Genomic DNA, 12738 nt, shown 5'->3' with positions numbered 1-12738 from the left:
AACGCCGCAGGAGGGAGGTCCCGTGCGCACAGCCGAGTCGGCCGTCGAGACGATCCAGCGGGAGATGACGGTCTTCGCCCGCCGGGCCCGCGCCTCGGCGGGCCGCATGCACCCCGAGCTGTCCCTGGTGTCGTACACCCTGCTCGGCCATCTGGAGGAGAGCGGCGGCTGCCGGGCCACCGATCTCGCGGCGCACTACGCCCTGGACAAGTCCACGGTGAGCCGTCAGGTCGCCGCGCTGGAGCGCGCGGGCCTGATCGAGCGCCGCCCGGACCCGGAGGACCACCGGGTCCAGGAGCTCCGGCTGACCGGGGCCGGACAGGAGATCCTCGCCCAGGTCACCCGGCGCCGCCGGGCCGCCTTCCGGGAGCGGCTCGCCGAGTGGCCCGAGGACGACCTGGTGCGGTTCGCGGCCTATCTGGAGCGGTACAACGCGGGGGTCGAGGGCATCGGCCCCGACTGAGTGCCCCGTCCGGCGCCGCACCCCCGTCGCACAGTTCATATGACCGGACGGCGATCACCCCACCGGCAGTGCCGCCCGCCCCTCCGTCAGCCGCTCCGGGGCCCGCGCCGCCAGGAACGACGTGGTCCGGCGCAGCCGGAAGCCCAGGGACTCGTACAGCCGGATGGCGCCGGTGTTCCTGGCGCCGGTGTGCAGGAACGGGGTGTCGCCGCGCTCCCGGATGCCGTGCGCGACGGCGAGGACCAGCCGGCCGGCCAGGCCCTGGCCCCGCACGGCGGGGTCGGTGCAGACCGCACTGATCTCGGTCCAGCCCGGCGGCCGCAGCCGCTCCCCCGCCATGGCGACCAGTACGCCCCCGCGGCGGATGCCGAGGTAGGTGCCCATCTCGACGGTGCGCGGCAGGAACGGCCCCGGCCGGGTGCGCGCCACCAGGTCGAGCATCTCGGGCACATCGGCCGGGCCGAGGCGGACCGCCTCCGCGTCCGGGGCCGCCGCCAGGCCGTCGTCCACGAGCTGGACGCCGTCCACGTGGAAGGTGATCTCCCAGTCCGCCGGGACGTCCCCGCAGTAGCCGTTCAGCGGGACCTCCACGCCCGCCCCGGCCAGCGCGCCGAGGTCCGCCCAGTCCCGGGCCTCCGGCTCGTCGGGCAGCGCCAGCCACGGGGAGACGTCGACCGGATAACGCAGCACCCGGCCGCGCCGCTCGGCGAAGCGGGCGTGCGGGCCGGCGAGGGAGGCGCGGGCCGGGTTGTCGAGGACGTGCGGATGGGGCCGGGGGCCGACGACGCTCACTCGGCCACCTCGATCACCGCGCCGGAGCCGTACGCCTCGCGCATTCCCGTCCCTCGCCTCTCTCGCGCCGTCCCCGGAGCACCACGGCCGGTACGGATGACCAAGGAGCGGCCCGCGTCCGGTATTCCCGCTTCCCCGTCCTGTTCCCGGAACCGGACGATCCGGCCCCGCCACCGGGCACCGGGCCGGTGACCAGGCATGGGGCACCCGCCGGGGCAGCGTACGGTTGAAGTATGAACGTCACGCGAGGCTTCACGGGCCGCGCGCGCGAGCACGATCCGGGGCTGCCGCCCGGTCAGTACGACGCGCGCGACGACTGGCCCGTCCTGTCCGCCGAGGTCACCCCCGACCTCGCACCCGCCGACTGGACCTTCCGCGTCGACGGTCTGGTCGAGCGTCCGCGCACCTGGGACTGGGACGCGGCGCACGCCCTGCCCGCCTCGGCGTACGAGGGCGACATCCACTGCGTCACCGGGTGGTCCAAGTTCGGGGTGCGGTTCGGCGGGGTCTCGCTCGACGCCTTCCTCGACGTGGCGCGGCCCGCCGCGGCCGCCACCCACGCGGTCGCCCGCTCCCACACCGGCTACACCGCGAACCTGCCGCTGACCGACCTCACCGGCGGCCGGGCCTGGATCGTCTGGGAGTACGGCGGCGAGCCGCTGCCGGCCGAGCACGGCGGCCCGGCGCGGCTGGTGGTGCCCCATCTCTACTTCTGGAAGAGCGCCAAGTGGATCGCGGGCATCACGCTCCTCGACCACGACGAGCCCGGCTTCTGGGAGGGCAACGGCTACCACGCGCGGGGCAACCCCTGGGAAGAGCAGCGGTACGCGGGTGACTGAGACGACGACCACGCCCGGCGGCGCGCCCCGGTTCGCGGTGCCCGGCCGGATCGCCGTGAGCGAGCAGGCCGAGTCGACGTGGCAGACGGCCACCCTGACGGAGATCCGCCGCGAGACCCCGCACGCGGCCACGTTCCGGCTCGCGGTGCCCCGGTGGGCGGGGCACCTGCCCGGCCAGCACCTGATGCTGCGGCTGACCGCCCGGGACGGCTACACCGCGCAGCGCCACTACTCGATCGCCTCCGCGCCCGACGACAGCGGGCACATCGAGCTGACCCTGGACCGGGTGCCGGACGGCGAGGTCTCCGGCTGGTTCCACACCGTGGCCCGGCCCGGTGACACGATCGACGTGCGGGGCCCGCTCAGCGGCTTCTTCGCCTGGCCCGGCGACCGGCCCGCGCTGCTGCTCGGCGCCGGCTCCGGGGTCGTACCGCTGATGTCGATGATCCGGCACCACCGGGCGCGCGGCCTCGCCGTGCCGCTGCGGATGCTGGTGTCGGCGCGCAGCCCCGAGGAGCTGATCTACGCGGCCGAACTGGGCGCGGAGACGACCCGGGTGTTCACGCGCGGCGCCCCCGCCGGGGTGCCGGTGGGCCGGGTGACGGCCGCGCATCTGGCGCCGCTGCTGGCCGAGCGTCCGCCCGACGGGTGGGAGGCGTACGTGTGCGGCTCCAACGGGTTCGCCGAGCACGTCTCCCGGCTGCTGGTCCGCGCGGGTCAGCCGGCGGACCGCATCCGCATCGAACGCTTCGGCTGAGCCGCGCCGCCGGTGCTCAGCGGGGCACCTGGCCCGAACGTGCCCCAAGTGGGCCTGAACTCGCGGCTCATCGGGTGGGCCGGGTGCGCCGTACGGGGTACGAGACGGGTGTGGACGCTTCAGCGCGCACACCGGAGCGGGTGACGGCGCGGGGGCGGGCGGCCGGTCGGCTTCGGCGAGGAGGCGGACATGCGGACCCGGGTGCGTGTGCGTGGCTGGCGCTGGCGGAGCAATCCGCTGCGGCGGCGCTGTGATGTCGTCGAGGCGTGGACGGTGCTGGTCGCGGCCGTGCTGCTGTTCGTGGTGGTGCCCCTGACCGGGGTGGCCGCGGGCCTTCGCGCCCAGGACCGGGACGCGGCGACCGCGGCGGCGCAGCGGGCCGCGCGCCACCGGGTGTCGGCCACGTTGTCGGCGGCCCCGCCCGCCGTCCGGGTCGAGCGCGGGCACCCGCGCGGCGCGGAGATCCACTGGACCGAGCCGGGCAGCGGGACCAGGACCGCCTGGGCACGGGTGCCGGCCGGGGCCCGGACCGGGGACACGGTTCCCGTGTGGGTCGACTCCCGGGGCCGGGTCGTCGCCGCGCCGTCGTCCGGCGCGGCGGTCCTGCAGCACGCGGTGACCGTCGGGGTGTGCGCGGCGGCCTGCGCCGGTGGCGTGGTGTTCCTCGGCTGCGCCGTCGTGCGGCGGATCGCGCTGCGCCACCGGCTCGCCGAGTGGGAGCGGGCGTGGGCCCGCACGGGGCCGAGATGGACCCAGCCGAGGGCGTGAACAACCGCGTCCCGGGCCACGACCGCTGGGCGCACCCGGACAAGACGATCGAGGTGTACGAGTTCGACGACCACGAGGGCGGCGGCCCCTTCCACGACACGGTGAAGACGCGCCGGCTGCCGTCGTGAGCCTGAGATCACCTCTTCCTCGGAGCCCGACCGGTCGGTATGTTCGGGGGGAGCGGTCCGGGACCGGCACGGACCGGGCATTCCCGCGACCACGGAGGGCCCATGTCAGCCACGCACGAAGCCCAGCAGACCCCGCCGGATCCCCGGGCGGCCGGGATCCACGGCTTCTGCGATCCCCGGTTCGGTGCCGTGCGCGAGGCGTTCGAGGAGAACTTCCGCACCCGGCGCGAACTCGGCGCGGCGGTGGCGGTCACCCTCGGCGGGGAGACCGTGGTGGACCTGTGGGGCGGCTGGGCGGACGGGGACCGCACCCGGGCCTGGGGGCGGGACACGCTGGTGAACGTGTGGTCGACCACCAAGGGTCCGGTGGCGCTGTGCGCGCATCTGCTGGCCGACCGGGGGCTGCTCGACCTGGACGCGCCGGTGGCCCGGTACTGGCCCGAGTTCGCGGCGGCCGGCAAGGAGAAGGTGCTGGTACGGCATCTGCTGTCGCACCGCGCCGGGCTGAGCGGACTGCGCGAACCGCACAGCCTCCAGGACCTGTACGACTGGGAGCTGACCACCGCGCGGCTCGCGGCCACGGAGCCCTGGTGGGAGCCGGGCACCCGCTCCGGGTACCACGCGCTGACGTACGGCTTCCTGGTCGGCGAGGTGGTACGGCGGATCAGCGGGCTGAAGCCGGGGGCCTTCCTGAAGCGGGAGGTGACCGGGCCGCTCGGCATCGACTTCAGCGTGGGCCTGCCGGCCGGGGAGTACGGGCGGGCCGCCGAGCTGACGCGCACCCCGGCCTCCCGGGAAGAGGAACGCTCATCCGCGTTCGGGCGCCTGGACCGGCTCACGCTCGCGGCGATGGCCAACCCGGCGATCGGCACGGCCCAGGCGAACACACCAGCGTGGCGGGCGGCGGAGATCCCGGCGGCCAACGGGCACGGCACCGCGCGGGCGGTCGCGGCGCTGTACGGCGTCCTCGCCGGGCGCGGCTCCTTCGGCGGACGGCGGATCCTCACGCCCGGGGCTGCGGAGCGGGTGCGCGAGGGGCAGGGCGGCTGTGTCGACCTGGTCCTCGGGGCGGGCCTCGGCGGCGCGAGCGAGGCGGGGCTCGGCCTGTGGCTCAGTGGACCGCGGGGGGCGTACGGGCCGAATCCGCGGGCGTTCGGCCATGACGGGTTCGGCGGTTCGTGCGGGCTCGCCGATCCGGAGGCGGGGGTGTCGCTGGGCTACGTCATGAACCGGATGGGCCCGCACATCATGGACGACCCCCGGAAGATGGCCCTGATCGACGCCCTGTACAGCGCCCTGTGATCGGCGGACCGGGTTCAACTCCCTTGCTGCGTCGTCGGCTTGGTGGCCACCACCAGCCGGACCCGGGGGCTGCCGTCCGCGCGCCGGCCGAACTCGGGCAGGGCGCGCAGCTCGGTCGTGAACCCGGCACGCGCCAACTCCGCCGACACCGTGCCCAGTCGGAACGTCCGGTAGTACATGACGAACCGCGGCCACCACAGGGCGTTGCGCACCCGCATCACGGCGTCGAAGCCGAGCAGCGTCCAGAACAGGGGGTCGCTCGCGGGGGCCGGCGCCGGCAGCGGGAAGGCGAAGCGGCCGCCGGGCCGCAGCACCGAGTGGACCCGGGCGAACAGCCCCGGCAGCTCACGCGGCAGGAAGTGGCCGAACGCCCCGAAGCTGACGACGAGGTCGAAGGCGGCGGTGAACGGCAGCGCCCGTGCGTCGCCGCGCACCCAGCCGATCGCGGGCCCGTCCGCGGCGCGGACCTGGTGCCGGGCGACGTCCAGCATCCCGGCGCTGAAGTCGACACCCACGGCGGCGCGGCGGCACAACCCGGCGAGCACCCGCACGCCGGCGCCGGTCCCGCAGCACAGGTCGAGCCCGTCGTCGAACGGTCCCAGCGGGGCGAGCGCCCGCGCCACGGCGTCGAGCACCCGGCCGGAGGTGCGGAACGGCGTGCGGTCGAACTTCGGCGCGAGCAGGTCGTATCCGTGCTCGACGGACGACAGCGCCTGGACGGCGAGTTCGCGCAGCGAGGGGCCCTCGGGTCCGAACATGTCCGTCAGCCCGTCAGCTCTCGTACCCATTGATCAGTCTCATCCGCACCGACCCAACCTACAGGGGTGATCCGATGCACGCGTTCCGTTCGGCAGTCGAGGCCGGGGACCTGGACGCCGTGGAGGCGCTGCTGGCCGAGGACGTCGTCTTCACCAGTCCCGTCGTCTTCAAACCGTATACGGGCAAGGCCGTCACCGCCGCGATCCTGCGCGCGGTCTCCCAGGTCTTCGAGGACTTCCGCTACGTCCGCGAGCTCGGCGCCCCGGACTCCCCCGACCACGCTCTGGTCTTCACCGCGCGGGTGGGCGGGCGCGAGCTGACCGGCTGCGACTTCCTGCACGTCGACGCGCAGGGGCTGATCGACGAACTGATGGTCATGGTCCGTCCGCTGTCGGGCGCGCACGCCCTCGCCGAGGCAATGGGAGCGCGGTTCGAACAGATCGCCGAGGAGGCGCAGGCGCGTTCCTGACGCTCCGGGGGCGGCTCGCACCGGGGCCGCCCCTCCCGCCGGTCCGTCCCCCGGGACCAACCCCGCGCACCGGTCTGTTGACGACACCGAGCGCACCGGTATAGTGCGAACAGCGCATGTGCGTGCCCCTCGTACCGGCACCGATGCCGCCGTCTTCTCTCCAGCCCCCCCGGCCGAACCGTTTCCACGGCCCCGGGCTTCTTCTCCGCACCACCTCGTGACCATGGCTCGCGCCGTCGTGTCCGGGGCGTGTTCCCCGCCGCCCGGAGGCAGGTCGTATCCGCCTCCCGTTCGCGGCCGTTCCTCCCTCCCCCGCTCTTCCCCGCTCTTCGTCCGCGAAAGGACACCCCTCCATGACCACCACAGCCGAACATCCCCCGGCCGGGCTCCAGGCCCCGCTCGCCCCGCTCGTCACCGGCGTGCTCGACATCGACGGGCACGGGAAGGGGCACCTGCGGCCCGCCGGTCTCCTCCCCACCCCCGCCGACCCGCAGGTGCCGGCCGCACTGATCCGCGGGTACGGGCTGCGCAAGGGCGACCTCGTCGAGGGCGCCACGGGCGCGCGGCGCACGCTGACCGAGGTCACCCGGGTCGAGGGCCGCGCGCCCGGCGACCCCGCCGCCCGCCGGCACTTCCGCGACCTCACACCGCTGCACCCTCGCCGGCGCCTGCGTCTGGAACACCCGGACGCCGGGCCGGCCGGCCGGGTCGCCGATCTGTTCACACCGGTCGGCAAGGGCCAGCGCGGGCTCCTCGTTGCCCCGCCGAAGAGCGGCAAGACGGTGCTGCTGCGACAGCTGGCCGCGGCCGTCGCCGGGAACCACCCCGAGTGCCGGCTGATGGTGCTGCTGCTGGACGAGCGCCCCGAGGAGGTCACCGAGATGCGCCGCACGGTGCGGGGCGAGGTGTACGCCTCGACCTTCGACCGCGCCGCCAAGGAGCACATCGCCCTCGCCGAACTCGTCGTCGAACGGGCCAAGCGGCTGGTCGAGGCCGGCGAGGACGTCGTCGTGCTGCTGGACTCGCTGACCCGGCTGTGCCGGGCGCACAACAACGCCTCCGGCGCGGGCGGCCGCACTCTCAGCGGCGGCGTCGACGCGGGCGCGCTGCTGGGCCCCAAGCGGTTCTTCGGCGCCGCCCGCGAGGCCGAGGAGGGCGGCTCGCTCACCGTCCTGGCCACCGCCCTGGTGGACACGGGGTCGCGTGCCGACGGCTACTTCTTCGAGGAGCTGAAGAGCACGGGCAACATGGAGCTGCGGCTGGACCGGGAACTGGCCGGGCGGCGCGTCTTCCCCGCCGTGGACCTCGACGGTTCCGGCACCAGGCGCGAGGAACTGCTGCTCACCCCGGCCGAGTTGGGCGCCGTGCACCGGCTGCGCCGCGCCCTGCGCCCGCGCGAGGGCTCCCCGGCGGGCCTGGAGACCCTGCTGGAGCGGATGCGGCGCACCCCCGGCAACGCGGCCTTTCTGCGGCAGGTCCTGCCGACGCTGCCCGCGGCCTGACCCGGGTACGGCAACCGGGTTGCTCCGCTGGCATCCGGGTTGCTCCGTTGGGCCGGACGGCGCGGCCGACGCGCGCACACCACTCCCGTTCGTACGTTGATCATATGATCACCAGATTCAAATATCGGGCTGTCGTACCCGTCTGTTCCCTGTGCGTGGCGGGCCTGCTGGCGTTCTCCCCGGCCCTGACCGGCGCCGCACCGGCCGCCGCCGCCCGGCACCGAAGCGGCGCGCTGCCCCGCGACGGCGAACCCGCGCCCCCCGCGCCCCGGGCGGCCGTCCCGGCCCCAGCCCTGCTCTACCGCTCCGGCGTGCAGGTGCGCCCGCGCCGGGGCGCCCCCGACCTGCCGGACCTCTCCGCCCTGTCCTGGCTGGTCGCCGACACGGGCAGCGGGCAGGTGCTGGCCGCCAGCGAGGCGCACCGGGCGCTGCCGCCGGCCAGCACGCTGAAGACCCTGTTCGCCCTCACCGTGCTGCCGAAACTGCCCAGCGGGATGCAGCACACCGTGCGCTACCAGGAGTTGGCCGACGTCGCCGAGGGCAGCAGCCTGGTCGGGGTCGAGGAGGGTCACAGCTACCGGGTGGCGGACCTGTGGCGGGGGGTCTTCCTCAGCTCCGGAAACGACGCGGTGCACGTGCTCGCCTCGCTGAACGGCGGCTGGAAGACCACCGCCGAGCGAATGCAGACCAATGCCCGTGCCCTGGGCGCCCTGGACACCCGGGTGCTGTCCCCGGACGGCTACGACACCCCCGGCCAGGTGTCCTCCGCCTACGACCTGGCCGTCTTCGGCCGCGAGGGCCTGCGCAACCCCGACTTCGCCGAGTACTGCTCCACCGCGCAGGCCGAGTTCCCCGGTGACGGCGCGCCGTACGCCATCGAGAACACCAACCGGCTGCTCACCGGCGCCGACGGAGTGGCGCCCTACCCGGGCCTGATCGGCGTCAAGAACGGATACACCACCAACGCGGGCAACACCCTCGTGGCCGCCGCCCGGCGGGGCGGGCGCACCCTGGAGGTGACCGTGATGAACCCTCAGGCCGGCAATGGCTTCGAGGTGTACGAGGAGGCGCGCGAACTGCTCGACTGGGGCTTCGCGGCGGACGGTCAGGTGGATCCGGTGGGCTCGCTGGACGGGCTGCGCCCCAAGCCCCGGCCGAGCGCGTCGGCCGCACCCGTGGCCGCGGCCACGTCCGGGACGCCGGACGACGGCTGGTCGGGCACCGCCGTCGGGGCGGGACTCGCCGGGCTGGGCGCGGCCGCGATGGCGCTCGCGCTGCGCGCCAGGGGCAGGGCCCGGGGCAGGGACAGGGCGGCGCGCGGCTGACCGGTCGGCAGACCGAGCAGCAGGCCCAGGGCGATCCAGGTGTAGAGGTTGCCGCCGAGGAAGCCGCCGAGGCCCGAGGCGTCGTCGGACCACAGCCAGACCACGCTGGTGCACAGCACCGCGTGAAGCGCGCCCGCGACGCGCCGGTGCCCGGCGCGTACGAGGACCGCGAAGGAGGGCAGCAGCCACACCAGGTGATGCACCCAGGTGATCGGGCTGACCAGGCAGGCCGCCGTCCCGGTGAGGGCGAAGGCGGCGGTCCAGTCGCGGGACCGCGCCGCCCGGCGGGTCCGCCACGCCCAGACGCACAGGGTCGCCAGCACCGCGAGCGCCCACAGCGGGCGGCCGCTCGCACCGAGCCGGGCCAGCACGCCCTGGAGCGACTGGTTGGAGACGTAGTCCAGGCGGCCCACCCGGCCGGTGTCCCACAGCGCCCGGGTCCAGTAGAACCGGGACGCGGCGGGATCCACCAGGGCGGCGAGCGCGGTCACGGCGGCGGCGACGGCGGTCGCGCGCGCGGCGGCCCGGCGGCGCCCCGCGAGCAGCAGCGTCCCGATGAACAGGCCCGGAGTCAGCTTGACGGCCGCCGCGAGCCCGATCCCGGCGCCTGCCCAGCGGCCCCGGCCGCTCGCCAGCAGCCAGGCGTCGGTGAGGACGAGGGCCAGGAGTACGACATTGACCTGGCCGAAGCTGAAGGTGTCCCGCAGGGGTTCGAACAGCGCGAGCGCGCACAGGGCCAGCGACCAGCGGTACCAGCCGTGCCGCCGCCAGCGGTCGCCGGCCAGGACGCGCAGGACGACGCCGAGGGCCGCCGCGTTCACCACCAGGGAGGCGGCGATCGCCGAGGTGCGGTCCAGCAGGGCCAGGGGCAGCATGAGGACCGCGGCGAACGGCGGATAGGTGAAGCCGTACCGCGTGCCCGGTACCCGGTAGTCGTAGATGAGGCCGCCGTGGTGCACCCAGGTGTGCACGGTGCCGTAGTAGACGCGCAGGTCGAAGAAGCCGCGCAGCAGCGGCACGGTCGCGGTGAACGCGGTCACCGCGGCGGCGAGGGCGAGGACCAGCAGCAGCCTGCCCCGCTCGGTGCGCGGACCCGTCACGCGACGCGCCCCGGGGCCGGGGACACGGCGGGCGCCTGGGCCGCCTGGTGTGCCTGCCACAGGACGACCACGCCGAGCAGCCCGCCGCAGACGGCGAGCACCAGCTCGCCCGCGTCGGCGGGGCCGCCGCCGGGCAGGACGGCGAGGGCGAGCACCCCGGCGAGGGCGGCGGCCCGGTGCCCCACCGGGGTGCTGGGCGCGGCGGCGGCGATCGGGAACAGGCCCCACAGGACGTACCAGGGGCGGATCGCGGGGCCGAACACGGCGAGGGCGAGCAGGCTCAGGCCGAGCGCGTACACCGGTCCGAGGCGCGGCCGCAGCCATATGAACAGGATCGCGAAGGCGGTGGCGACCAGGCCGAGCAGATGCCAGCCGGAGACGGCCGACGGGGCCGGACCGGTGCCGAGGCGGTCCAGCAGGGCGCCGGTGGCCCGGCCGAGCAGGCTGGTCAGCGCCCAGTTCCGCGAGGAGACCGGGGTGCCGAGGGCGCCGAGCCAGCCGTAGCCGGTGCCGGCCGCCACGGTGGCGGCGACCGTGGTCGCGGCGCATACGGCCGCGGTGGTCAGGGCGGCTGGCAGGAGGCGTCGCCCGGCGCGGACCTGGAACGCCACCACGGCGAGCAGTCCGAGCGCGGCCGGTGCCTTGACCAGCGCGGCGAGGGTGACGAGTACGGCGCCCGGAACGGGCCCGCGCCGGGCGGCGACCAGGCCGAGCCCGAGCAGTCCGAGCATCAGCGCGTCGTTGTGGGCACCCGCGACCAGATGCAGCAGCACCAGCGGGTTGAGGGCGCCGAGCCAGAGCGCGGCGGCCGGGTCGGCACCGCTGTGCCGGGCGAGCCGGGGCAGCGCGAACGCCATCAGGGCCACCCCGAGGAGCGCGAGCAGGCGCATGCCGATCAGGCCCGCGGGCAGCTCGCCCCGGGTGAGGCCGGACAGCACGGAGGCGAGGCCCAGGAACGCGGGGCCGTACGGCGCCCCGGTGTGCTGCCACATGGGGGCCACCTGGTCGGCGAGCGGACCGCCGAGGGCCGCGGGGCCCTGGGTGTAGACGTCCATGTGCGCCTCGGCCATGGCGCCCTGCGCGAGGTAGCTGTAGACGTCGCGGCTGAACAGCGGCGGGGCGAGCAGCAACGGGGCGGCCCAGACGGCCAGGACGAGCAGCAGGGCGCGCGGCGCGGGCGGCCGCGGCCCGCGCACCAGACGGCCGAGGAGCACCCAGGCGGCTATCAGCAGCACGACGCCGAAGTACACCGCGACCAGCCCCGTGGCCTCCCGGGCCGAGGCGGGCGCCGGCAGCTCCGCCACCGGCAGGGCACCGGCGCTCTCCCCGCCGAGTGCGAGGAAGGCGGTACCGACCAGTCCGAGCAGCCGGCAGCGGCGCAGGTCGAAGGGGAATGCCATGGCCAACACCGGCTCAGCGTGGCAACGCCGGATGTCCGCGGGACGACGAGGGCCCGTCCGTCCGGGGGCCGAGGCGTGGCCGGGGCGTGGTGGGGGCTCGGCGGGGGGGCGGGCCGGCGTCCGGCGGCTCAGGGGGCCGGTCGTCTCAGAAGACGGACAGGCCGGTCAGAGTGGTGAAGCGGTCCAGGGCCGCCACGCCGGCCACGGAGTTGCCGCGTTCGTCCAGGCCGGGGCTCCAGACGCACAGGGTGCAGCGGCCCGGCACGACGGCGATGATGCCGCCGCCGACGCCGCTCTTGCCGGGCAGGCCGACCCGGTAGGCGAAGTCGCCCGCCGCGTCGTACGTGCCGCAGGTCAGCATCACCGCGTTGACCTGCTTGGCCTGGCTGCGGCTGAGCAGCCGGCTGCCGTCGGCGCGGATGCCGTGCCGGGCGAGGAAGCCGGTGGCGAGGGCGAGGTCGGCGCAGGAGGCGGCGATCGAGCACTGCCGGAAGTACTGGTCGAGCAGGGCCGGCACCTCGTTGTCGATGTTGCCGTAGGACGCCATGAAATGGGCGAGCGCGGCGTTGCGGTCGCCGTGCGCGGTCTCGGAGGCGGCGACCTCCTGGTCGAAGTCCAGCGCGAGGTTTCCGCTCTCGGCGCGCAGGAAGTCCAGCAGTTCGCCGGCCGCGTCCCCGGTACGGGTCTGGAGGCGGTCGGTGACCACGAGCGCGCCCGCGTTGATGAAGGGGTTGCGCGGGATGCCGTTCTCGTACTCCAGCTGGACCAGGGAGTTGAACGGGTTGCCGGAGGGCTCGCGGCCGACGTGCTCCCACAGTTCGTCGCCCTCGCGGGCCAGGTCCAGGGCGAGGGTGAACACCTTGGTGATGGACTGCGCGGAGAACGGCTGCCGCCACTCCCCCACCCCGTACACGGTGCCGTCCAGCTCGGCGACGGCCATGCCGAAGGTCCGGGGGTCGCACGCGGCCAGCGCCGGGATGTAGTCGGCGGCGCGGCCGCGGCCCGGCGTGCGTTCCAGTTCCTCGGCTATGCGCTCCAGGACCGGCAGGAAGGTGGGGGACGACGTCGTTGTCATGATCACCATTGTGCCTCCGTACCGTTCCCGGAGCCCACTCGCCCCTGCTTCTGAATCCC

General features: G+C 75.2%; 13 protein-coding genes and 1 pseudogene. 9 read left to right on the top strand and 5 right to left on the bottom strand.

Features of this window, described 5'->3' with window-relative positions; translation table 11 throughout:
* Window positions 1–64: 64 nt before the first annotated feature.
* Window positions 65–463 carry a MarR family winged helix-turn-helix transcriptional regulator gene (locus VT52_RS17785; RefSeq protein WP_046422565.1) on the top strand — a complete coding sequence of 133 codons (399 nt, stop codon included), beginning with the start codon at window positions 65–67 and terminating at the stop codon, window positions 461–463.
* Window positions 464–517: 54 nt separating this feature from the next.
* Here the strand turns inward: VT52_RS17785 and VT52_RS17780 are convergent, their stop codons facing one another.
* Window positions 518–1255, bottom strand: a complete 738-nt coding sequence (locus tag VT52_RS17780; RefSeq protein WP_046422531.1) for a GNAT family N-acetyltransferase — start codon at window positions 1253–1255, stop codon at window positions 518–520.
* A 233-nt stretch (window positions 1256–1488) separates the two neighbouring features.
* On the opposite strand from VT52_RS17780, the gene VT52_RS17775 reads away from it, so the two are divergent.
* The 5 genes from VT52_RS17775 (at window position 1489) to VT52_RS17760 (ending at window position 5049) form a co-directional block, all read left to right on the top strand.
* Entirely contained in the window at window positions 1489–2094 is a 606-nt protein-coding gene (locus VT52_RS17775) for a molybdopterin-dependent oxidoreductase (RefSeq protein ID WP_046422532.1), read from the top strand.
* Complete coding sequence (locus VT52_RS17770; protein ID WP_046422533.1) at window positions 2087–2851, top strand: ferredoxin reductase; 765 nt, start codon at window positions 2087–2089, stop codon at window positions 2849–2851. The genes VT52_RS17775 and VT52_RS17770 overlap by 8 nt, the downstream gene beginning before the upstream one ends.
* 189 nt (window positions 2852–3040) lie before the next feature.
* Window positions 3041–3619: an Rv1733c family protein gene (locus VT52_RS17765; RefSeq protein WP_046422534.1), complete on the top strand. Its 579-nt coding sequence runs from the start codon at window positions 3041–3043 to the stop codon at window positions 3617–3619.
* Entirely contained in the window at window positions 3598–3747 is a 150-nt protein-coding gene (locus VT52_RS37580) for an acetylxylan esterase (RefSeq protein ID WP_143070881.1), read from the top strand. The genes VT52_RS17765 and VT52_RS37580 overlap by 22 nt, the downstream gene beginning before the upstream one ends.
* Window positions 3748–3849: 102 nt before the next feature.
* A complete protein-coding gene (locus tag VT52_RS17760; protein ID WP_046422535.1) occupies window positions 3850–5049 on the top strand; it encodes an EstA family serine hydrolase in 1200 nt (399 codons plus the stop codon).
* 14 nt (window positions 5050–5063) lie between these two features.
* Here the strand turns inward: VT52_RS17760 and VT52_RS17755 are convergent, their stop codons facing one another.
* The gene (locus VT52_RS17755) at window positions 5064–5807 is read right to left on the bottom strand and encodes a class I SAM-dependent methyltransferase (RefSeq protein ID WP_046422536.1); all 744 of its coding nucleotides are present in this window, start codon (window positions 5805–5807) and stop codon (window positions 5064–5066) included.
* A gap of 74 nt (window positions 5808–5881) precedes the next feature.
* Between VT52_RS17755 and VT52_RS17750 the strand changes: the two genes are divergently transcribed.
* The 3 genes and pseudogenes from VT52_RS17750 to VT52_RS35755 form a co-directional block, all read left to right on the top strand.
* Window positions 5882–6277 carry a nuclear transport factor 2 family protein gene (locus VT52_RS17750; protein ID WP_046422537.1) on the top strand — a complete coding sequence of 132 codons (396 nt, stop codon included), beginning with the start codon at window positions 5882–5884 and terminating at the stop codon, window positions 6275–6277.
* Between the two features lie 353 nt (window positions 6278–6630).
* Window positions 6631–7779, top strand: a complete 1149-nt coding sequence (gene rho / locus VT52_RS17745; RefSeq protein WP_046422538.1) for a transcription termination factor Rho — start codon at window positions 6631–6633, stop codon at window positions 7777–7779.
* Window positions 7780–7883: 104 nt separating this feature from the next.
* Window positions 7884–8753: pseudogene (locus VT52_RS35755) on the top strand (D-alanyl-D-alanine carboxypeptidase family protein); the annotation flags it as partial.
* Window positions 8754–8884: 131 nt separating this feature from the next.
* Here the strand turns inward: VT52_RS35755 and VT52_RS39570 are convergent.
* From VT52_RS39570 to VT52_RS17725, 3 genes are all read right to left on the bottom strand, one after another.
* Entirely contained in the window at window positions 8885–10204 is a 1320-nt protein-coding gene (locus VT52_RS39570; RefSeq protein ID WP_046422540.1) for a glycosyltransferase 87 family protein, read from the bottom strand.
* A complete protein-coding gene (mptB, locus tag VT52_RS17730) occupies window positions 10201–11604 on the bottom strand; it encodes a polyprenol phosphomannose-dependent alpha 1,6 mannosyltransferase MptB (protein WP_046422542.1) in 1404 nt (467 codons plus the stop codon). The genes VT52_RS39570 and mptB overlap by 4 nt, the downstream gene beginning before the upstream one ends.
* Before the next feature lie 145 nt (window positions 11605–11749).
* A complete protein-coding gene (locus VT52_RS17725) occupies window positions 11750–12688 on the bottom strand; it encodes a glutaminase (protein ID WP_046420149.1) in 939 nt (312 codons plus the stop codon).
* Window positions 12689–12738: the final 50 nt, after the last annotated feature.

It is taken from the genome of Streptomyces malaysiense (assembly GCF_000980885.2).
Classification (GTDB): Bacteria; Actinomycetota; Actinomycetes; order Streptomycetales; family Streptomycetaceae; genus Streptomyces; species Streptomyces malaysiense.
This window is presented reverse-complemented; position numbering and strand designations above follow the sequence as displayed.